The organism is Rhodococcus shunpengi, from assembly GCF_048381395.1.
Classification (GTDB): domain Bacteria; phylum Actinomycetota; class Actinomycetes; order Mycobacteriales; family Mycobacteriaceae; genus Rhodococcus.
Genome location: NZ_JBLWIU010000011.1, coordinates 80,505 through 100,451, shown reverse-complemented (window position 1 = coordinate 100,451; position 19,947 = coordinate 80,505). Strand labels below are relative to the sequence as shown.

Genomic DNA, 19,947 nt, shown 5'->3' with positions numbered 1-19,947 from the left:
CCCGCCGGGATACCCCCTCCGAACAGCGATGACACCCGACGTCGTGTGACACCTACGGTGGCGGGGTATGCGTCTGCCGCAAGCGAGCTGTCGTCCAGAGGATGAGGAGCGGGCATGGCCAGGATCGCGACGATCGAGACTTCGGTGGCGCCGGCACGAGTGTGGGAGATCCTCGCCGACGGCTGGCGGTACGCAGCGTGGGTGGTGGGGGCGTCCCGCATCCGGGCCGTCGACCCGGCCTGGCCGCAACGGGACACCCGGATCCATCATTCGGTGGGTCTGTGGCCTCTCCTGCTCGACGACCACACCGAGGTCCGCGAGGTGGTGCCCGAACGGCAACTGGTGCTGCGCGCACGTGCCTGGCTGTTCGGCAAGGCGGAGATCGCGATCTCGCTCGAACCCACCCACGACGGCGGCACCCGCATCACGATGGCCGAACACGTCGTCGAAGGGCCGTACGCCCTCGTCCCCGATCGTGTACAGGAGGAAATGGTGTTGCCACGGAACCAGGAATGCCTGAGACGGCTGGTGCTGCTCGCCGAAGGCGCCACCGAATGAGCGACGCGACGGTCGATGCGGTCGTCATCGGTGCCGGACCCAACGGTCTGACCGCTGCCGCGGTGCTCGCCGACGCCGGATGGGACGTCCTCGTGCTGGAGGAGCAACCCGAACCCGGCGGAGCGGTGCGCAGCGCAGAACTCCACCCGGGATACTGCGCCGATCTGTTCAGCGCGTTCTATCCGCTCGGTGTCGCCTCACCGGCCTTCCAGGCCCTCGATCTCGCGTCGCACGGCCTCCGCTGGGCGCGTTCCCCGAAGGCCTTCGGTCACCCGCTCGGCCCCGACGACGAGGACGCGATCGTCGTCTCTCCGGATCCGACCGACACGGCGGCCGACCTCGAGCGTCGCTGCGTCGGTGACGGGGAAGCGTGGCTGGCGCTGTTCGACCAGTGGAAGCAGGTACGCGGCGCGCTGCTCGAACTGCTCCTCGGCCCGTTCCCGCCCGTCCGGGGTTCCGTGGACCTGCTGCGCACGATGAAGACGGGAGATCTGCTGCGCTACGCGCGCATGCTCGCGCTGCCCGTCACCCGGATGTCGTCCGAGTTGTTCGGCGGTTCGGCGGCGCGGCTGTTGCTTCTGGGCAACGCCATGCATGCCGACACACCGCCCGAGGCGCCCGGTAGCGGCGTCATGGGCTACATGCTCACGATGCTCGCGCAGGACGTCGGATTCCCCGCGCCGGTCGGCGGCGCGGGAGCGCTCACCGACGCATTGGTCCGTCGCGGCGCCTCGGCAGGTGCCCAGTTGCGGTGCGACTCGCCGGTCGTCGGTGTGGAGGTGCAGGGCGGGAAGGTCTCCGCAGTCCGGACCGCCGGCGGCGAGCGGGTGAAGGTGCGACGCGCCGTCCTCGCCGACACCTCGGCCCCGGCCCTGTACACGCGGCTCCTCCCGGCCGACGCCGTCGGGTCGCGGGTACTCGACGACCTGCGCAAGTTCGAATGGGACACCCCGGTCGTGAAGGTGAACTACGCGCTCGACGGCCGCGTGCCGTGGCGTTCGCCCTCGTTGAGCGGGGCCGGCACGGTGCACGTCGGTGCCGATACGGACGCGATGATCCGGTGGTCGGCCGATCTGTCCACCGGGGTCGTCCCCGAGTCGCCCTTCCTGCTCTTCGGACAGATGACGACGACCGACGCGACGCGGTCGCCCGAGGGAACCGAAAGTTGCTGGGCCTACACACATCTGCCGCGGGGCATCACCGACGACGCGTCCGCCGACCACCTCGCCGAACGCGTCGACGCGCAACTCGAGGCCTACGCACCGGGTTTCGGTGCGCGCGTGGTCGGCCGGCACGTCCAGCGACCCGGCGACCTCGAAGCGGCCGACGCGAATCTCGTCGGCGGAGCCGTCAACGGTGGAACCGCGCAGGTCCACCAGCAGTTGTTCCTGCGGCCCACTCCCGGTTTCGGCGGACCGCGAACCCCGGTCGAAGGGGTGTATCTCGCCAGCTCGGGTGCGCATCCGGGCGGGGGAGTCCACGGCATGGGCGGCTGGAACGCCGCTCATGCCGCACTCGCGGACGACAAACGCACCGCTCCGGTGACCCGACGCGTGCGAAATGCCGCTCGCCGGGTGCTGTTCTCGTGACAGTCGGCCCTCCCTCGCGGAACGGTGGCGTGTTTCACACGGAAGTCGCGCGGGTATCCGCCCGCGAACGGACGGATCCGGGTCTTCGGCCCGGGGTGGTGGAGATGCCGTCGAACTCGAGATACGAGGTGGTGTGACGTGACAGCTTCCCTGGCGCTGGACGGATCGGATTCGCCGCGGGTATGGCGTCTTCCGGGGGTGTACCGCCCCCAGGAGGATTCGTATCTGCTCGCAGGCGCGCTTGCGGACGCAGGCGGTACGAAGGGTGCGAAGGTACTCGACTTCTGCACGGGGACAGGATTTCTGGCGGTGAACGCCGCCATGCTCGGTGCTTCCTCGGTGACGGCCTTCGACATCAACCCGCGAGCGGTGTTCAGTGCCCGCGTCAACGCGTGGTCGCGCCGGCTGCCGATCCGTGCCCGGCAGGGAGGCCTGGACGCGGCGTTGCGCCACGGTCCGTTCGACATCGTGTTGTCGAATCCGCCGTACGTTCCGTGCGACGGGGAGAACCGCGACCCGCGTTGGGATGCCGGCGCCGACGGCCGCTGTGTGCTCGATCCGTTGTGCGACAGCCTGCCCACCCTGCTCACGCCCGGCGGATTCGCGCTGATCGTGCACTCCGAGTTCACCGGTGTGGAGGCGACACTGTCCCGGCTGCGCGACGCGGATCTCAAGGCATCCGTCGTGGCCCGCAGCCGTATTCCCTTCGGACCGGTCCTTCGCAGCCGCACGGACTATCTGTACTCGTCGCAGCTGGCGGAGCCGGGGGCACTGACCGAGGAGGTGGTCGTCGTTCGCGCCGATCGCCCCCGCACGAGGAGTTGAGAACGTGAGCAGGGCACCGAAGATCACGCAGCTCACCGCCGACGGGGAGTGCGAAGCACGGGTCGTGCGGCAGGTGAGGGGTGGTCCGACCCTCGTCGAGGGCCCGGTGCGGATCGTCGAGGACGACGGCGCCGAGACGGTCTCGGACCGTTTCGTGGTGGCCGTGTGCCGATGTCACCGCAGCGCCCTGTACCCCCTCTGCGACACCAGCCATCGCGCCCTCCGTACGCCGAAGGCGGCGGCGCGCACCGACACCTAGTCACCGGACGAACCTGCCGGTCCGGGCCGGTCCCTGCACAGGGGCCGGCCCGGACGTCGTTCCGGAACCCGGTCGACCGGCCGGCCTGTCGTATCGGGACGGAGTCGTAGGGATCAGGAAACGACGAATCCCGGGTGCCGTGAGCACCCGGGATCCGCAGTTCTGCCTCGTGCCGGACGTCTCCTTCCGGCACGGACGATCGACAGGGGGTCAGTACCAGTGCGCGCGTCCGCCGATCGCCCGGCCCGTCGCACCCAGGATCGCAAGGATCACGCCGATCACCAGAAGTATCACTCCGAGTGTGGTGAGGATCGAGATACCCGTGAAGAACCCCACCACCAACAGAATCAGACCCAGAATGATCATTGTCGCCACCTCAGATGTCATGACCGAAACCTGGAAGCCTCGGTGCCCGGCGATCGAATAACCGGGTTGGTCCGTTTCCAAACGTTTGTGACTCGCCGAATCCGGACAAATTCTTCCATGCAGGTCACGGGACGTCCGGCGCGCCCGGATGTTTGAATTCCACCGTGCCTCGGGTATCCCCCTTCCGACACACCCGAGAGCATTCTGGAGGAAGAATATGTCGAACTCGAGCTACACGGTTCCCGGTCTGAGCGATGCCGACGGCTCGCGCACCGCGCAGATTCTCCAGGAGCGCCTGAGTGCCTACAACGACTTGCACCTCACGCTGAAGCACATCCACTGGAACGTCGTCGGCCCGAACTTCATCGGCGTCCACGAGATGATCGATCCGCAGGTCGAACTCGTGCGCGGATACGCGGACGAGGTCGCCGAGCGGATCGCCGCGCTCGGTGCGTCGCCCAAGGGCACGCCGGGCGCCATCGAGAAGAACCGCACGTGGGACGACTACTCGGTCGGCCGCGACACCGCGCAGGCGCACCTCGCCGCGCTGGACCTCGTCTACGACGGCATCATCACCGACAACCGCAAGGCGATCGACGAGGTCGGCAAGCTCGACCCGATCACCGAGGACGTCCTGATCGGCCAGACCGGCCAGCTGGAGAAGTTCCAGTGGTTCGTCCGCGCCCACCTCGAGAACGCTGCCGGTACTCTCCCGAACGCCGATGCGCAGACGGAGAAGGACGCAGCGGAATCGGCCCGCTGACCGGGACACTCGGACGATACCGACGATGCCGATGGCTTCCACATCCCGAACCGGTCTGCCACGACGCATCGTCGTCACCGGAGCGAGCGGAAATGTCGGCACGGCGCTTCTGCGCCGGCTGGCCGCTCATCCCGCACAACTCGATATCGTCGCGATCGCGCGCCGGATTCCCCCGGCGCGCGATCCGTATGCGGTGGCGAGGTGGTGCGCCGTGGACCTCGCGGCTCCCGACGCCGCCCGCATCCTGACTCCGATCTTCGCGGAGGCCGATGCCGTCGTGCATCTGGCCTGGGGATTCCAGCCCTCGCACCGTCGCGACTATCTCCGGCGGGTGGCGGTGGACGGCACCCGCGCCGTCATGACGGCCGCCGCCGACGCCGGTGTCGCACACGTGATCCACATGTCCTCCGCCGCCGTGTACTCCGACGGTGCCTACGGTCGGGAGGTCGACGAGTCGTGGGGCCGCGAAGGCGTGCCCACCTGTGTCTACAGCGTCGACAAGGTTGCGGCGGAGACATTCCTCGACGACTTCGAGTCCGGCACGAACGTGCCTGTCCTCACCCGTTTCCGCCCGGGATTCATCGGGCAACTCGTCTCCGGCTCCGGTCTCGAACGCTACGTGCTGCCCGAGTTCGTGCCCGCCGGCATCACGAACCATCTGCCGTTGATCCCGATCGATCACGGGCTCGCCATCCCCGCCGTGCACTCCGACGATGTAGCGGACGCGCTGGTCGCAGCACTCGAGCGACGGGTGCCCGGTCCGTTCAACCTGGGAGCACCGACTCCGGTGGGAGCGCGGGACTTCGCCGCTCCGTTCGACTGCCCGACGATTCCCGTGCCGCGATGGGGTCTGTCGGCGCTCGCCGAAGCGACCTGGCGCCTACGGTTGCAACCGGTGCAGGGCGGCTGGATCGACCTGGCCTACACCTGCCCGATGCTCGACTGCAGCAGGGCCCGCGAGGAACTCGGATGGTCGCCGAAGTACGACGGTCCCGAGGTATGGTCCGAGACGGTGCGCGGCATGCGCAGCGCAACGGGCACCGACAGCCCCGTCCTCTCTCCGCGCAGCGCGCGCGAACGACTCGCCGCGCTCGTCGAACGTGGACCCATCGGCCGGCGGATCCCGCCGTAATACTCTCGGCCGCAACGCTCTCCTGCGCAGAGCCATCCGCCGCCCTCCGCCGTCCCTGCTGGGTCGTGGAGGGCTGGTTCGTGGAGGGCTGGTTTCATGGAGGGCCGGATGCGGTATCCACCACCATGACGAAACCATCGAATCGAGCTCACGCTCCCACCACTGCGTCCCGAGCTTCGGGCTGGGTCGGATACGCCTGCATCCTCGCGGGGATCGCTGTCGTCGCTCTCGTCCTCTACGCGGCGGGCGACGGATTCGAGGGATGGGTGATCGTCGGAGCCATCGCTGCGGCCGTGCTCATCGTCGTCGGCGTGGTGATGTCCGCGCTCAACCTCCGTCGACGCCGCCTCCGCGGGTCCGGCGGTACCCCCACGCACGAACCCGGCCTCATCGACTGAGCCGGGACCCCGGCGCCGACGAGGGAGCCCCGGGACGCACTGTCCCGGGGCTCCCCTCGCTGTCTCGTACCCGAGCGTCAGGCCGGTGCCTCCGCCGACGCGAGGAGCGAGCTGCGACCGGCGGCCCAGCTGCCCAGCAGATGGCTTCCGAGCCGGCCCTCGAGGAACTCGATGGCCTGCGCACCGAACGAGATGTCCTGCGCCCGAGCCGGATCCTGTTCGACCATGTAACCCACCACGTCGTGCCGCAGGACGAGCTCGTGGACAGCGTCGGCCTCGATGTGCTCGGAATAGAAGAGGACGCACGCGTCGTCGGCGCCCAGACGCTCGAGAGCCTCGACCATGCGGCGGGCGCTGGGGGCGGTGGTGATCTCGGCCGCGGCGAACATCCCGACCAGCATCGGCGTATACGCGCGGTGCAGACCGCACAACGACATGAAGTTCACCGTTGCAAGGGTCACGGCGGGAACGACGTCGAGATAGCCCAGATAGTCGTCCTTCAGGCCGGCGGCGAGCAACAGGTCGGCGAACAACCGCGAGTGCATGCGCTCGGCCCGACCTCCGCCGTACTCGTCGAACTCGACAGCGACCAGCGCCGCCTTGGCGCGACCGGACAGTCGCGGGATCGCGAGGGCGTGCGGGTCCGCTTCCTTGAGGTGGTAGATCGAGCGATGGACGAAGAACTCGCGCATCATCTCCCACGTGCCGTTCGCGGCGAGCTCGTGGGAGACACCCCACGAGTCGTCCGGCTCGCGGCACAGGTCCTCGAGGACACCCTGCGGATCGTCGGAAGCCGGGACGTCGGCGCGCAGCCGATCGAGGAAGATGCGCTCGAGACGCGCCCGGACCCCGAGCGGGCCCGGTGCCCATTCCCAGGCGGGATCGACGCCCGCGAACCCCCGGTAGTGGAGCTCGTAGAGAACGGCCAGAGCGAGTTGGACGTCCTCGCCGTAGGCATCCGCGCCGTCGGTCGCGACGTCCCACACGGCATCGTCCACCGGGCCGCCGAGTCGCTCGACGATCTCGGCGGAGATGGGGCCGCGGGGCGTGGGAAGCGGAGCGTCGTGCACGTCGCACATCCGGGTCTCATGAGCCATATGCCGGGGTTACCCTCTCGGAGCAGTACAGAAACGACCCGTCGGTCGGTGCAGAAGCGACCCCTCGGTCGGTGCGGACCGGGGAAAAGGGCGTGAATATCGGTGCAGCCTGTGGGTATCCGGCGGCCATGAGCGAGGACCGCGAACGAGAACCACACACCATCGACTATCCGGGTGAGACCGACGAGATGGCCGAGCGCCCCACCGACGAGATGCGCGATTACGTCGGCCGCGGGTTGCTGTCCGGCCGCAAGGCCCTCGTCACGGGCGGTGACTCCGGCATCGGACGGGCGGTCGCCGTCGCCTTCGCGAAGGAAGGTGCCGACGTCGCGATCGCGTACCTCGAGGAACACCGCGACGCCGAACACACCGCCGACCTCGTGCGACGCGAGGGCCGCACATGTCACGTGATCGCGGGCGACCTCGGCGACGCGCAGCACTGCCGGGCAGTGGTGGCCGAGACGGTCGAACAACTCGGTGGCCTCGACATCCTCGTCAACAATGCCGGCACCCAGCAGCCCGTCGACGATTTCGCCGAGTTGAGCGAGGAGCAGTGGCGCCACACCTTCGCCGTGAACATCGACAGCTTCTTCCACGTGACGAAGGTGGCCCTGCCGCACCTGACGCCGGGCGGTTCCGTCATCAACACCGCATCGGTCAACGGTCTGCGCGGCAACAAGACGCTCATCGACTACTCGGCGACCAAGGGCGCGGTGATCGCCCTGACCTACTCACTCGCGCAGGCGCTGCAGGACAGGCAGATCCGCGTGAACTGCGTGGCGCCCGGACCGGTGTGGACCCCGTTGATCCCGGCGACCATGGACGCAGAGAAGGTCTCCGAGTTCGGACAGCAGGCGCCCTTCGGCCGCGCCGCGCAACCCGACGAGATCGCCCCGTCCTACGTCTTCTTCGCATCGGAGACGATGTCCTCGTACTACAGCGGTGAAGTGCTCGCCCCGCTCGGCGGCGAGACCATGCCCGGCTGACCGGGTGAGCCAGGAGAGCAAGAACGGTCGGGCGGCGGCCGGGGTCTGCGCGCGACACTGAATGCATGACCTTCGGCCGTGACCGACTCCGGGAACTGCTCGACGCCGTTCTCGACGAGAACAACGCGACCCTCGGACGGATGGCGCAGCACGCCTACGCGTCGCAGTGGCACTTCAGCCGCACCTTCGCGGTGGGCACCGGCGAGTCGCCGGTAGCGTTGCGGCGCCGGGTCATGCTCGAACGCGCCGCCTGGCAACTGCGTCACGGCAGTTCGGTCACCGATGCCGCGTTCGCCGCGGGCTACGACAGCGTCGAAGGGTTCGCCCGCGCCTTCGCCCGCGCCTACGGATATCCACCCAGCGCGGCCGCCCGGGTGCTCGGCACCGGCGGCGGTGGCAACCGGGCGCCCGCGCCCGTCGATCATTGGGCGCCCGCGCCCGTCGATCACTGGTTGCCCGCCCCCAACGGCGTTCACTTCCATCCGCCCACCAATCTCTGGGTCGAGGAGGACGGGCGACGGCCCACCGCGCCCGCCTACCCGGCCGCCGAGGTCCTCGCGCAGATGGTGCAGCACGATCTCGCGGACACCCGCTATCTCCTCGAGCGCGCCACCGAACTCGACGACGACGAGCGCGACCGGATCAGGTTCCCCGGACTGGTGGTTCTCGCATGGGACGGTCCCGAGGAATCCGTCTCACGTGTGCTCGGCAACCTGGTACGCGCCAAGGAGATGTGGCTGGCCTCGATGGTGGGCGCCGACCACCCCGAGGATGCGGACGACGGAATCGACTCTCTGACGGCGCGTTTCGAGGACATCGCTCCGCGCTGGGTGGAGACGATCCGCGACATCCATCGCCGTGGCGCCTGGGGTGACGTGCTCATCGACGCCCTGTGCGACCCTCCCGAGAGCTTCGTCCTCGGAGGAGTGGTCGCCCACGTCCTCACCTTCGCCGCACACCGCCGTCAACTCGCGCGGCACATGATGCGGGCGGCCGGCCTCGACGTCGATCACGGAGATCCACTCGACTGGAACAGGAGCAACTCATGACCCGGATGATCTACTACACCGCAAGCACACTGGACGGCTTCCTCGCCACCGAGGATCATTCGCTCGACTGGCTGCTCACCCGGGAGTCCGGCGACGGCGGGCCGTTCGACTACGAGAAGTTCATCGCCGGTATCGGCGCCATCGCCATGGGATCGTCCACCTACCGCTGGGTGCTCGACCATGCAGGCGAGGACAAGTGGGAGTACGACCTGCCCTGCTGGGTGTTCACGCATCGCGACGACCTGCCCGTCGCCCGGGCAGGCGACGAACCCGGCGACATCCGCTTCACGCAGAAGGACGTCCGTCAGGTCTACGACGAGATGGCCGAGGCCGCGAACGGCCGCGACCTGTGGATGGTGGGCGGCGGTGATCTCGCCGGACAGTTCGCCGAGCGCGGTCTGCTCGACGAGCTCGTCGTCTCGTTCGCACCGGTGACCATCGGTTCCGGCCGTCCACTGCTCCCGCGACACGTGGAGATGCGCCTCACCGAGCTCGGGCAGAGCGGAGAGTTCGCCGTCGTCCGCTACGAAGTGCTGAAGGACGCCACCGGCCGGTTGTGATGTGCATCACCTGCAGGTACCGTCGGCATCGAGAGGGACACACCTCGTCCGAGGAGGCCGGTCGTGAAACTCAATCTGTTCGTAGCCTGGAGCGCCTATGCGCTCGCACTCACCTCGGTCCTGATGATCGCGCTGACGATCGTCGCCATAGGGTACGGATTCACGGGCTGGGCGATGGTCGCGGCAGTCGCGGCAGTCGTCGCGCTCGGAGCGGCATTCGGCATGGTCGCCGGAACCGTGCGTCGAGACCACAGACGGCACTACGACACCCCGCACCTGTTCTGAGGGTGGTATCCGACGCGAGTCGGTGACATCACGACTCTGCGAGTCGGTGACATCACGACTCTGCGAGTCGGTGACATCACGACTCTGCGAGTCGGTGACATCACGACTCTGCGAGTCGGCGCTTCTCCGTTTCGATGTCGAAAGTCGGCTCCGGCCAATCGAGGTCGAGGCGTTCGAACGCGTCGATGAGCAGTTCCGTCACCGCGAGGCGGCCGTACCACTTGCGGTCGCACGGTACGACGTACCAGGGCGCGTCGTCGGTGCTGGTCCGATCGAGCATGTCCTGATAGGCCTGCTGGTACTGCGGCCACAGGGCGCGCTCCGAGACATCGCTCGGGTCGTACTTCCAGTGCTTGTCGCGGCGCTCGAGGCGCTCGGCGAGGCGCTTCTTCTGCTCGTCCAACGAGACGAACATCGCGACCTTCACGATGGTCGTGCCCTCGCGGACGACTTCGCTCTCGAACCGGTTGATCTCGTCGTAGCGTCCGCGCCAGACACTCTCCGGCACCAGTGATCTCACCCGCGCGACCAGCACATCCTCGTAGTGCGACCGGTCGAAGACACCGAGCTGGCCGTTACGAGGGAGGGCCTTCGCGATCCGCCACAGGAAGTGGTGCCGCTTCTCCTCCTCCGTAGGCACCCCGAAGGCCCTGTGGTCGACGCCCTGCGGGTCGACGTGGCCGACGACGTGACGCACCATGCCGCCCTTCCCGGCGGTGTCCATGCCCTGCAGAATCAGCAACACCGAGCGGGTGCCGCCGGTCCGCCCCTCGGCGAACAGCATCTCCTGCAGGTCGGAGAGCACGGCACCACGTTCGGCGAGCAGGCGTTCGCCGAGCGCCTTGTCGCCGTCGAATCCCGGAGTGCCGTTCGTGTCGATGTCGGCGACGCGGGTCTCGGGCGTCGCCCGGAGGGCTTCGACGATCGATGCGGGCCGGAAGACGTCGTCCTTCGTCATCCCGCCAGCGTGTCACACGCAGTCGTGATCGGGCGTGTGCCACACGCAGTGGCGATCAGGCGGGATCGACACCCTCGGTCTCGGGCTCGGTCGGCAGAGGGTAGGGCGGACGCGAGACGCCGTCGACCATGTGGCTGCCCCACAGGTCGACCTCCGAGATGCGGGCAGTCGCGGCCTCGGGGGCGTCGGGCACCGTGATCGTCACGGTGGTGCCGGGAGTGGGCGAGGCGTCGGTGCCGAGGGCCTCGGCGAGCCTGCGGAGCCGGCCGCGCCACACGTGCCGGCCGAGCAGAGGGTCGAACCGGCCGGAGATCTCGACGTCGACGGCGACCGTGCGGTCGCCCACGGTGACCTCGGCGGGACCGCGGTAGCCGGGGTCGTCCTCGTCGTGCAGGTCGTCGGCGTGGTCGCTCATGCCCGCACTATACGTGCAACTTCGAGTAACAGTAAAGGTGTCGGTCAGGAGGTGGCCGACGACTCGGGCAGGAGCGGATGCGGCTGCGACTTGAAGCGCACCGGGGATCCGGCGACTGCGGCGATGCCGGTCATGCCGCCCCAGATCATCATCGTCAGGTAGTCGATGAGGTCCTCGGTGGTCATCGACTTGTTCGAGATCCACCAGTGCGTCGCGAGCTGGATGCCGCCGACGATCCCGTACGCCCACGGCACGGCACCGCCCGAATCCATCTCGAGCAACCGCAGCCGTTCCCCGAGGACGGTGGCGACGAGCTCGGCGATCATCCGCTCCGAGTCGGCCACCACGTCGCGTCCCGCCGACGCGCTGTTGCTCATCACGTACAGATAGACCTCGGGATCGTCGGCGACGGTCTCGACGTAGGCGGTGATCGCCTCCCGGGTGAGCTCGTACTCGTCGAGATCCTCCGCGACCGCCGCGTAGATCCGGGGAGCGAGGACCGTCTCGACGTACCGCAGCATCGTCGCGGTCGTCAGGTCGCTCTTGTCGGTGAAGTAGCGGTAGAGCACCGTCTTCGACACGCCGATCTCGGCGGCGATCTCGTCCATACCGATCTCGTGGCCGCGGGAGCGGATCGCGTTGATGGTGCCGTCCACGAGCTCTTCCCGGCGGGCGATCTTGTGCTCGTGCCAGCGCCGTTTGCGGCCGTCCTGCTTCACGGGCGGGGCGGCCTCGCTCGAGGTCGGGTTCGAAGTCGTCTGCGGTCTGCTGGACACTGTGTGGCACATCCGTTCGGTTTCGATCGTCGGCTCAGTCTACGATCCGGCCCCCCGTCCTTCAGAACTCGAGGGCGATCCGTCCGCCGAGTGCCGACTTTCGGCACAATCGATCGGGTGCAGCTCCTGACGACCGACGACGAGATCAAACGCCGAGAACTCCGCCGTATGAAGGCGGTCGCGACCGGCTTCCTCGTCGCCGCCGCGATCATCTATCTCTTCTGCCGCTGGCAGGAAACCCGCGGCGCCGGTGCATGGGTGGGTTACGTGCGCGCGGCCTCCGAGGCCGGCATGGTCGGCGCGCTCGCCGACTGGTTCGCCGTGACCGCCCTGTTCCGGCACCCACTGCGGATACCGATCCCGCACACGGCGATCATCAAGCGGAAGAAGGACCAGCTCGGCGCCAACCTGAGCTCGTTCGTCGGCAACAACTTCCTCGCACCCGAGGTGGTGTCGGCCAAGGTCGAGTCGGCGCAGATCCCGTTGCGGGTCGGTACCTGGCTCGCCGAACCCGAGAACGCCCAGCGTGTGGCCAAGGAGACGTCGACAGTCCTGCGCGGTGTGGTCGGAATCCTGCGGGAGGACGACATCCAGCAGATCATCGACCACACCATCGTCAAGCGGATCGCCGAACCGGAATGGGGACCGCCCATCGGGCGTGTCCTCACCGAACTCCTCGCCGAGAACCGCCACCTGCCGCTCGTCGACATGCTCGCCGAACGCGCGCACCAGTGGGCGCTCGGGAGCCAGGAGACCATCGACCGCGTGATCAGCCGCGACTCGCCGTCGTGGTCGCCGAAGTTCGTCGACCTGCTGCTCGGCGAGAAGATCCACCGCGAACTCGTGGAGTTCACGTGGAAGGTGCGGTCGAATCCCGACCACGAGGTGCGCCTCGCGGTCAACAAGTTCCTCGCCGACTATGCCCGCGACCTGCAGAACGATCCCGTGACCATTGCCAAGGCGGAGAAGGTCAAGGCCGAGATCATGGGCCGCGACGAGATCACCGGCCTTGCCGCGGCGACCTGGCGGACGGCCAAGCGGATGATCCTCGACTCGGTGGACGACCCGAACAGCACCCTGCGTACGAAGATCGCGGAGAACGTCATGGCGTTCGGCATCCGGGTGCGTGAGGACGCCGAGTTGCGCACCAAGATCGACGGCTGGCTGCTCGACGCGGTGCGCTTCGTCGCGTCCAACTACGCCGACGAGATCACCTCCGTCATCCGCGAGACCGTCGAGCGCTGGGACGCCGAGGAGGCCAGCCGCAAGATCGAGCTCGCCGTGGGGCGCGACCTGCAGTTCATCCGCATCAACGGCACGGTGGTCGGTTCGCTCGCCGGGTTGACGATCTACGCGGTGTCGGAGTTGCTGTTCGCGTGACGACGGTCACGTGCTAGCAGAGTGCTTGCTGTAGCTAGCACTTGTCCGTAGAGTGGTCGGTGTGTCCACGGAACCAGATCCGATCGAGGGCTCGGACACGCCGGACGACAGCGCCGGACCGGGGGATATCGCCGCCCGGGTGGTCAACAACGCCGCCCAGGACATCGGCGCCTTCATCCGGTCGCAGCGCGAGGCCGCACAGGTTTCGCTCCGGCAGTTGTCGCAACTGGCCGGTGTCAGCAACCCGTACCTGAGCCAGATCGAACGGGGCCTGCGCAAGCCGTCCGCGGAAGTGCTCGCCCAGATCGCCAAGGGGTTGCGGCTCTCGGCCGAGGTTCTCTACGTACGAGCGGGGATCCTCGAGCATCGAGCGGAGAGCGCCGTGCGCGATGCGGTGCTCGTCGACACCGTTCTCACCGAGCGGCAGAAGCAGGTCCTGCTCGACATCTACGACTCGTTCTGCCGGGAGAACCAGCAGAACACCGGCGATGCCCGGCCCGACCACCCGACAGACTTCGACGAGGAGAAATCTTCATGACCGATCCCACCAGCATCCGTACCTCCCTCTACGCCGCGGTCGGTGCCGGCGACGCCGTCGTCCAGGCCGTCGCCGACCTCGTGGCCCAGGCGCGCCGACGTGCGGAGACCAACCGCAACGAGGTGGCCGAGCGGGTCGAGACCGCCCGCGACCGCTTCGCGACCCTGCCCGCCGATCTCACCGAGACCGTCGAGTCCCTCCGCGAGCGTCTCGCCGAACTCCCGGCCGAGCTGCCCGAGGAGATCGCGGACCTGCGCGAGCGTTTCAGCGCCGAGGAGCTGCGTAAGGTCGCCGAGGCGTACCTGAAGGTCGCCTCCGACCTCTACACCGCTCTCGCCGAGCGCGGTGAGGAGACCATCGAGCGTCTGCGTTCCCAGCCGGCCCTCGAGGACGGCCTCGGTCGCGCCGAAGCTGTACTCGGCGACGCCGCCGACCTCACCGAGGAAGCGCTCGGGACGGTGGCCCGCCGGACCCGCGAGGTCGGTGAGCAGGCCGCGAAGCTCGCGGGTCGCGCAGCCGGCCGCATCTCCGAGACGAGCGACGAGGTGAGCGAGGCCGTGTCCGACGCCGGCGACAAGGCCGCCGAGCGCGTCGTCGAGCTCGGTGAGCGTGCCGAGGAGACGGGCTCCGAGACCGCCGGACGGGTCGAGTCGGCCCGCGGAGAGGTCCGCGCGGCGGCCGACAAGGCTGCGGAGAAGGTCGAGTCGGTGGCCACCCCGGTCGAGCCGGTCGAGGTCACCCCGGCCAAGGCTCCGGCCAAGAAGGCTCCGGCCAAGACCCCCGCGAAGATGCCGGCCAAGACGGTTGCCGCGACGCCCGCCGCGAAGGCTCCGGCCAAGGCCGCCGCCAAGACTCCGGCGAAGGCTCCGGCCAAGAAGGCCCCTGCCAAGAAGGCAGCGCCGCGCAAGGCCAGCGGCTCCTGACCTGCAGCGATCGATCGGCCCTCGTGCGAACTCGCACGGGGGCCGATTCTCGTAGACTGGGGTGGTGACGAATGTCGATTCACTTGCCGGTCTGATCATCCTCGCGCTGCAGATCATCGCCATCGCCGGGGCGGGATTCGCGTTGTTCCACGTCGTGCGCCAGCCCGCCGAGGCGTTTCCGGCCGTCGACAAGCTGACCAAGCCCGTCTGGCTCGGCATCCTCGTGGCCGCGCTGCTCGTCCTCGTCGTCTTCGGCGCGGTGGGTCTGCTCGGGATCATCGCGGTTGTCGCGGTGTGCGTGTACCTCGTGGACGTCCGTCCGCGGGTCGAGGAGGTCCAGCGTCCGCGGTGGTGATCGCGAAGTCTGATCTCCGCGGTGGTGACTGCGGAGCCCGAACTTCGCGGTGGTGATCAGGGAGGTCCGTCGTCCTCGGTGGTAGGGCGGCCGGGCCTCCCTTTCGCTTGACAAGTGTGATCCAGATAATGACACTTCGGGTAACGGATAATTTCCGAGACGAGGTGGTCGGCGATGACGCTCCTGCGAAAGCACGACAGCCTGCCGGGTGAACATTCCACGGATCACCGGCAGGAAACCGCGCAACGCCTGCTCGATTCGTCGGCACGGCTCTCCTACGATCCCGGGCTCGAGATCGACTGGGACGCGCCGCTCGTGGACGGCAAGTACGGCATGACCCCGGAATGGTGCAGTCTCTACGGCACCGACCTGTGGGAACGCATGTCGGAGGACCAGCGCATCACCCTCACCAAGCACGAGGCCGCGAGCATCGCCGGCACCGGGATCTGGTTCGAGATGATCCTCATGCAGATGCTCGTCCGCGATCTCTACCGGCACGATCCGGCGACCCCCTACGTGCAGTTCGGGCTCACCGAGATCGCCGACGAATGCCGGCACTCGATCATGTTCGCGCGGTCGGCGCAGCGATACGGCATTCCCTCGTACCGGCCCAAGCGCTGGATCCGGGAGACCGGCCGGCTGTTCAAGGCCGTCGCGCGCGGCGCCCTCGCCTACGGCGGCACCCTGTTCGCCGAGGAGATCCTCGACATGATGCAGCGCGACTTCATGCGCGACGAGCGGGTGCAGCCCATCACCCGGACGGTGAGCCACGTCCACGTCGTGGAGGAATCGCGGCACATCCGCTACGCCCGCGAGGAGACCCGCAGGCGCTCGGCCCGGCTCGGTCGTCTCGAGCGGGCATGGATCCGGATCCACCTCGGGGTGAGCGCGTACTTCGTCGTCACCAGCCTCGTGAACGACCAGGTCTACGCCGCGGCCGGACTCGACATCGCCGAAGCGAAGAAAGCCGCGCGGGAGAACAGGCACTACCACGACAAGCTCCGCCAGGGCACTCGCCGCACGGTCGAGTTCCTCGACGAGGTGGGGTTGATCGGCGGTCCGTCCACTCTGCTTCTGCGTCGCGCGCACGTCCTGTGACGCCGCGCTGCTCCACCGAACCGACAGGAGAATCCCACCCGTGAGAAAGCCGTCCCCGACCGCGTCGATCGTCGCGGGTTCGATCGTCCTCGCTGCCGCGGCCACCACTGCCGTGCTCGTCCGGCGGCGTCGTCGGACGGTCGTCCGTACCGAGGACGTCGCGCCGCACAAGTTGCTGCGCGAACCGGAACTCGAACCCGAGATCCTCGACGTCCGCGCCGAGGACGGTGCCCGGCTGAACGTGCTCGCCTACGGCGACGCGGACGCTCCCGTGCTGGTGTTCTGCCACGGCTGGACGTGCAACGCCGCGTACTGGACGCCGCAGATCAACGCGTTCGCGGAGAACTATCGGGTGGTGGTCTACGACCAGCGCGGGCACGGCGACAGCGAGGCCGGGGCGCGACCGCTGGGAGCCGACGTGCTCGCCGACGATCTCCAGACGGTCCTCGACGCCGTGGTCCGGCCCGGTTCGAAGGCCGTGCTCACCGGTCACAGCATGGGCGGGATGAGCATCATCGCGTGGGCCGAGAAGTACCCGGAGAACGTCGACCGCACGGTCGGGGGCGTGCTGCTCGCGAGCACCGGCACCGACCGGCTGGTCGCGGACTCGGCGATCGTGCCACTGCCGCAACGCTTCCCGCGGGTGCCGGTGCCCGTCGCGAGCCGGCTCATGGGTGCGACGGTTCCGCTGGCGGCGTCCCCGGTGACGACGCGGGCCCTGCGTTACGTGGCCCTGTCGCCCGGCGCGAGCGCCGCGGAGGTGCAGTTCTGCGAGAAGATCGTGCTCGGCTGCCCACCGCGCACGCGGGGCGGCTGGGGCAGGGCCCTGAGTGCCCTCGACATCCGTGAGGGCCTGCGCAATCTCACCGTGCCGACGACGGTGCTGGTCGGGACCGCCGACCGTCTCACCCCGCCCGTCCACGCCCGGCGTCTCGCCGAGGAACTCGACCGTGCGGGCAACCTCGAACGTCTCGTGGTGCTCGACGGCATCGGCCACATGAGCTCGGTCGAAGCGATCGACCGGTTCGACGAGGAGCTCGCGCACCTCGTCGAACGAGCCGGTGTGCCCGTCGGCTGAGTCGATCACTCGCACACACGAAAGACCGGTCCATCCGCTCGCGGGTGGACCGGTTCCGGGTCCGGGGTCTACTGCTGGGGATCTACCGGAAGACGACGGTCTTGCTGTCGTGCACCAGCACCCGATCCTCGAGATGCCAGCGCAGACCGCGGGAGAGGACCAGCTTCTCGACGTCACGGCCCTGACGGACCATGTCGCTCACGCTGTCGCTGTGACTGACACGGATGACGTCCTGTTCGATGATCGGGCCCGCGTCGAGTTCGGCGGTGACGTAGTGGCAGGTCGCGCCGATGAGCTTCACGCCGCGCGTGAAGGCCTGGTGGTAGGGCCGTGCGCCGATGAACGACGGCAGGAAGCTGTGGTGGATGTTGATCGCGCGGCCGGCCCAGTGCTCGCACAGCTCCTCCGGGAGCACCTGCATGAACCGGGCGAGGACCACCGCGTGCGGGTCGTGGGCGTCGACGAGCTTGCGGACCTGCTCGAAGGCCGGTCCGCGCTCGGCGGGATCCTTCGGGAACGACACGTAATGGAAGGTGATGCCGTGTCGCTGCGCGACCGGTTCGAGATCGCGATGGTTGCCGATGACCGCGCAGATCTCGGCGTCGAGTTCCCCTGCGGCGACCCGTCCGAGGATGTCGTGCAGGCAGTGCCCTTCCTTGCTGACGAGCAGTACGACGCGCTTGCGCTTGCCGGTGTCGGAGAGTGTCCATTCGGTCTGAGGGCCGATGTCGGCGGCGACACTCGCGAACTTCTCGCGCAGCTCGTCGAGGCCGAACGGGATCGACGACGCCCGAACGGCCTGCCGGGTGAAGAACCAACCGGTGTCCTGATCGGCGTGATAGGCCGCCTCGACGATCGAACCACCGACCTCCGCGAGGAAGGTCGCGATGCGGGCGACGATCCCGGTGGTGTCCGGGCAGCCCAGGGTCAGAACGTAACGTCGATCGTCGGCGGATGAGGCGAGCGTCATGCCCCGATTGTCTCAGGTGACATACGGCGTCCTACTTCCGGTCGTCAGCCCGAGACCGGAGGACGCCGGACCGTGCCCGTGGCGACGAGGGTGGTCGCGTCGATCGTGTGCAGTCCGCGAGCGGTGACCTCCTCGGCGATCTGCTGCCGCACCGACGCCACCTGCCCGGAGTCGAGCCCGGTCAGCGCCGCGCGCAGACCGGTGCCCATCACCAGCGACCAACACAACTCGTCCGTCGCCGGAAGGAGATTCGACAGCGTGCGGACCTCCACGGAATCGGTTCCGGCGTCCGCGAGCCACGTCTCGAGTGTGTCCGGCGTGTCGATCCGGTGCAGCGGTGTGCGGTCGCGCAGGGCACCGCGCTCGCGCAGTTCGGGGGAGTAGCGCGACGCGACGTCGAACACGATCGACGAGAACTCCTCCATCGCGCCGCGTCGCCAGACCGTCACGCCGGCGCGTCCGCCCTGCCGCACGAGCGAGACCAGACGCCAGAAGGTGCGGTCCATGTCCGGGAGGAAGAACACCCCGTAGGAGATCGACAGCACGTCGTAGCCGGCCTCGGGTACGTCCGACGGCGCCTCCCACTGCGAGGCGTCCGCACAGACGAATTCGATGTTCTTCAGGCCGCGGCGTTCCGCGGTCAGGCGGCCGTGTTCGAGCATCTCGTCGGCGACGTCGACGCCGTGGACGAGACCTTCGGGTCCGACGGCTGCGGCGGCGGGAAGCGCGGACGATCCCGTTCCGCAACACGCGTCGAGCACCGCCTCGCCGGGGGCGACGCCGAGCTGGAAGACCAGCGCCTGCCCGGCCGGTCCCCACACCGTCGGGGTCAGCTCGTCGAAATCCCCGCTCGCCGCGTCGAAGGTGCGTGCGGTCTCGGCGGAATCGGCCCAGGGGTTCCCGGGATCGTCGTTCATGCCTGCTCCTCGAGGGTGTAGAACGGCTCGGCGTACCGGAAGGTGCCCCGCAGCTCGGGGTCGTGTGCCGTGAGCGCCCGTGCCTGGAAGTGGGACGCCCACTCCTCGACGTCGGGGGAGATCCCGAGTTCGGCGGCGGGCACGAAACCGAAGCGGGGGTAGTAGTCGGGATGTCCGAGCAGGAGCACGATCGACTCGTCCAGGGCGTCCGCCGCACCGAGCACGGCGTGCATGAGAGCGGCGCCCACTCCGGAGCGCTGGGAATCGGGACGGACACCGAGCGGACCGAGGCCCAGGGCAGGGATGGTGCCGACGTGACCCCGGGTGGCGACGACATGGCCGACGATCGCGCCCGAGGCGTCCTCGGCCACGAGCGACAACGACGGCAGCCATGCATCACTCGCCCGCAACGACGCGACCAGGCCGGGTTCGACCGGCTCGCGACCTTCCGGGGCGAACGGCGCGAAGGCGGCGCGATGCACGTCGGCGATCGCACGGACGTCGGCGGGGAGCTCTCGACGGATCAGCACGCGATCATTGTCGTAGCCGAAGCGGCGCTGCGGTATCGATTTATCGCCGTCTGCTGTTCCTCCGGACCACCACGACGGCCACGACTGCAACGAGAAGCGCGATCACCAGGATTTCCATGGGAATCGGCTACCCGGCACGGGG

25 protein-coding genes are annotated in these 19,947 nt (G+C 68.5%); 17 read left to right on the top strand and 8 right to left on the bottom strand.

All coding sequences use genetic code 11. The features are described from left to right. Positions 1–114 precede the first annotated feature (114 nt). The 4 genes from ACNJ7K_RS04755 to ACNJ7K_RS04740 all read left to right on the top strand — a co-directional run bounded on the left by ACNJ7K_RS04755 (position 115) and on the right by ACNJ7K_RS04740 (position 3,231). On the top strand, positions 115–558 hold the full coding sequence (locus ACNJ7K_RS04755) for an SRPBCC family protein (RefSeq protein ID WP_120280098.1): 444 nt from the start codon (positions 115–117) through the stop codon (positions 556–558). Next, positions 555–2,147, top strand: coding sequence for a phytoene desaturase family protein (locus ACNJ7K_RS04750; protein WP_120280097.1), 1,593 nt, complete (start codon positions 555–557; stop codon positions 2,145–2,147). Before ACNJ7K_RS04755 ends, ACNJ7K_RS04750 begins: the two co-directional genes overlap by 4 nt. 198 nt (positions 2,148–2,345) lie before the next feature. Continuing rightward, complete coding sequence (locus tag ACNJ7K_RS04745) at positions 2,346–2,972, top strand: HemK2/MTQ2 family protein methyltransferase (RefSeq protein ID WP_120280096.1); 627 nt, start codon at positions 2,346–2,348, stop codon at positions 2,970–2,972. Between the two features lie 4 nt (positions 2,973–2,976). Beyond that, positions 2,977–3,231, top strand: coding sequence for a CDGSH iron-sulfur domain-containing protein (locus tag ACNJ7K_RS04740; protein ID WP_174247000.1), 255 nt, complete (start codon positions 2,977–2,979; stop codon positions 3,229–3,231). Positions 3,232–3,441: 210 nt separating this feature from the next. On the opposite strand, the gene ACNJ7K_RS04735 is transcribed toward ACNJ7K_RS04740, so the two are convergent. Continuing rightward, positions 3,442–3,597 (bottom strand): DUF6131 family protein, encoded by a 156-nt coding sequence (locus ACNJ7K_RS04735; RefSeq protein ID WP_006552398.1) that lies wholly within the window; start codon positions 3,595–3,597, stop codon positions 3,442–3,444. A gap of 217 nt (positions 3,598–3,814) precedes the next feature. Between ACNJ7K_RS04735 and ACNJ7K_RS04730 the strand changes: the two genes are divergently transcribed. The 3 genes from ACNJ7K_RS04730 (at position 3,815) to ACNJ7K_RS04720 (ending at position 5,890) form a co-directional block, all read left to right on the top strand. Continuing rightward, a complete protein-coding gene (locus tag ACNJ7K_RS04730) occupies positions 3,815–4,360 on the top strand; it encodes a Dps family protein (protein ID WP_059383385.1) in 546 nt (181 codons plus the stop codon). Between the two features lie 25 nt (positions 4,361–4,385). Then, complete coding sequence (locus ACNJ7K_RS04725; protein ID WP_487041285.1) at positions 4,386–5,492, top strand: NAD-dependent epimerase/dehydratase family protein; 1,107 nt, start codon at positions 4,386–4,388, stop codon at positions 5,490–5,492. 125 nt (positions 5,493–5,617) lie between these two features. Beyond that, positions 5,618–5,890, top strand: coding sequence for a hypothetical protein (locus ACNJ7K_RS04720; RefSeq protein ID WP_006552395.1), 273 nt, complete (start codon positions 5,618–5,620; stop codon positions 5,888–5,890). 77 nt (positions 5,891–5,967) lie between these two features. Here the strand turns inward: ACNJ7K_RS04720 and ACNJ7K_RS04715 are convergent, their stop codons facing one another. Next, on the bottom strand, positions 5,968–6,987 hold the full coding sequence (locus ACNJ7K_RS04715; protein WP_487041284.1) for an iron-containing redox enzyme family protein: 1,020 nt from the start codon (positions 6,985–6,987) through the stop codon (positions 5,968–5,970). A 128-nt stretch (positions 6,988–7,115) separates the two neighbouring features. Here ACNJ7K_RS04715 and ACNJ7K_RS04710 point away from each other — a divergent pair, with 128 nt between their 5' ends. The 4 genes from ACNJ7K_RS04710 (at position 7,116) to ACNJ7K_RS04695 (ending at position 9,867) form a co-directional block, all read left to right on the top strand. Further along, entirely contained in the window at positions 7,116–7,973 is an 858-nt protein-coding gene (locus tag ACNJ7K_RS04710; protein WP_120280093.1) for an SDR family oxidoreductase, read from the top strand. A 65-nt stretch (positions 7,974–8,038) separates the two neighbouring features. Then, the gene (locus ACNJ7K_RS04705) at positions 8,039–9,022 is read left to right on the top strand and encodes a helix-turn-helix transcriptional regulator (RefSeq protein WP_120280092.1); all 984 of its coding nucleotides are present in this window, start codon (positions 8,039–8,041) and stop codon (positions 9,020–9,022) included. Next, the gene (locus ACNJ7K_RS04700; protein ID WP_159417720.1) at positions 9,019–9,582 is read left to right on the top strand and encodes a dihydrofolate reductase family protein; all 564 of its coding nucleotides are present in this window, start codon (positions 9,019–9,021) and stop codon (positions 9,580–9,582) included. The genes ACNJ7K_RS04705 and ACNJ7K_RS04700 overlap by 4 nt, the downstream gene beginning before the upstream one ends. Positions 9,583–9,645: 63 nt before the next feature. Beyond that, positions 9,646–9,867, top strand: coding sequence for a hypothetical protein (locus ACNJ7K_RS04695; RefSeq protein ID WP_487041283.1), 222 nt, complete (start codon positions 9,646–9,648; stop codon positions 9,865–9,867). Positions 9,868–9,967: 100 nt separating this feature from the next. Here the strand turns inward: ACNJ7K_RS04695 and ACNJ7K_RS04690 are convergent, their stop codons facing one another. From ACNJ7K_RS04690 to ACNJ7K_RS04680, 3 genes are read right to left on the bottom strand one after another with little or no spacing between them, the layout of a single operon-like run. Further along, positions 9,968–10,825 carry a polyphosphate kinase 2 family protein gene (locus ACNJ7K_RS04690; protein ID WP_120280089.1) on the bottom strand — a complete coding sequence of 286 codons (858 nt, stop codon included), beginning with the start codon at positions 10,823–10,825 and terminating at the stop codon, positions 9,968–9,970. 55 nt (positions 10,826–10,880) lie between these two features. Beyond that, a complete protein-coding gene (locus ACNJ7K_RS04685) occupies positions 10,881–11,240 on the bottom strand; it encodes a DUF4873 domain-containing protein (protein WP_487041282.1) in 360 nt (119 codons plus the stop codon). A 44-nt stretch (positions 11,241–11,284) separates the two neighbouring features. Further along, positions 11,285–12,028: a TetR/AcrR family transcriptional regulator gene (locus tag ACNJ7K_RS04680; RefSeq protein ID WP_120280087.1), complete on the bottom strand. Its 744-nt coding sequence runs from the start codon at positions 12,026–12,028 to the stop codon at positions 11,285–11,287. A 156-nt stretch (positions 12,029–12,184) separates the two neighbouring features. Between ACNJ7K_RS04680 and ACNJ7K_RS04675 the strand changes: the two genes are divergently transcribed. The 6 genes from ACNJ7K_RS04675 (at position 12,185) to ACNJ7K_RS04650 (ending at position 17,388) form a co-directional block, all read left to right on the top strand. Then, positions 12,185–13,396, top strand: a complete 1,212-nt coding sequence (locus ACNJ7K_RS04675; RefSeq protein WP_269072781.1) for a DUF445 domain-containing protein — start codon at positions 12,185–12,187, stop codon at positions 13,394–13,396. A 61-nt stretch (positions 13,397–13,457) separates the two neighbouring features. Continuing rightward, positions 13,458–13,934 (top strand): helix-turn-helix domain-containing protein, encoded by a 477-nt coding sequence (locus ACNJ7K_RS04670; RefSeq protein WP_059383424.1) that lies wholly within the window; start codon positions 13,458–13,460, stop codon positions 13,932–13,934. Beyond that, positions 13,931–14,857: a heparin-binding hemagglutinin gene (locus ACNJ7K_RS04665; protein WP_487041281.1), complete on the top strand. Its 927-nt coding sequence runs from the start codon at positions 13,931–13,933 to the stop codon at positions 14,855–14,857. The genes ACNJ7K_RS04670 and ACNJ7K_RS04665 overlap by 4 nt, the downstream gene beginning before the upstream one ends. Positions 14,858–14,921: 64 nt before the next feature. Further along, complete coding sequence (locus ACNJ7K_RS04660) at positions 14,922–15,212, top strand: DUF2516 family protein (RefSeq protein ID WP_024101750.1); 291 nt, start codon at positions 14,922–14,924, stop codon at positions 15,210–15,212. Between the two features lie 174 nt (positions 15,213–15,386). Further along, positions 15,387–16,310 (top strand): AurF N-oxygenase family protein, encoded by a 924-nt coding sequence (locus ACNJ7K_RS04655; RefSeq protein WP_060650655.1) that lies wholly within the window; start codon positions 15,387–15,389, stop codon positions 16,308–16,310. Positions 16,311–16,350: 40 nt separating this feature from the next. Continuing rightward, the gene (locus ACNJ7K_RS04650) at positions 16,351–17,388 is read left to right on the top strand and encodes an alpha/beta fold hydrolase (RefSeq protein WP_487041280.1); all 1,038 of its coding nucleotides are present in this window, start codon (positions 16,351–16,353) and stop codon (positions 17,386–17,388) included. Between the two features lie 82 nt (positions 17,389–17,470). Here ACNJ7K_RS04650 and purU read toward each other — a convergent pair whose 3' ends face one another. From purU to ACNJ7K_RS04635, 3 genes are read right to left on the bottom strand one after another with little or no spacing between them, the layout of a single operon-like run. After that, positions 17,471–18,358: a formyltetrahydrofolate deformylase gene (gene purU / locus ACNJ7K_RS04645; RefSeq protein ID WP_006552379.1), complete on the bottom strand. Its 888-nt coding sequence runs from the start codon at positions 18,356–18,358 to the stop codon at positions 17,471–17,473. Positions 18,359–18,402: 44 nt separating this feature from the next. Continuing rightward, complete coding sequence (locus ACNJ7K_RS04640) at positions 18,403–19,275, bottom strand: class I SAM-dependent methyltransferase (protein WP_120280084.1); 873 nt, start codon at positions 19,273–19,275, stop codon at positions 18,403–18,405. Continuing rightward, positions 19,272–19,805 carry a GNAT family N-acetyltransferase gene (locus ACNJ7K_RS04635; protein ID WP_120280083.1) on the bottom strand — a complete coding sequence of 178 codons (534 nt, stop codon included), beginning with the start codon at positions 19,803–19,805 and terminating at the stop codon, positions 19,272–19,274. Before ACNJ7K_RS04635 ends, ACNJ7K_RS04640 begins: the two co-directional genes overlap by 4 nt. Positions 19,806–19,947 lie beyond the last annotated feature (142 nt).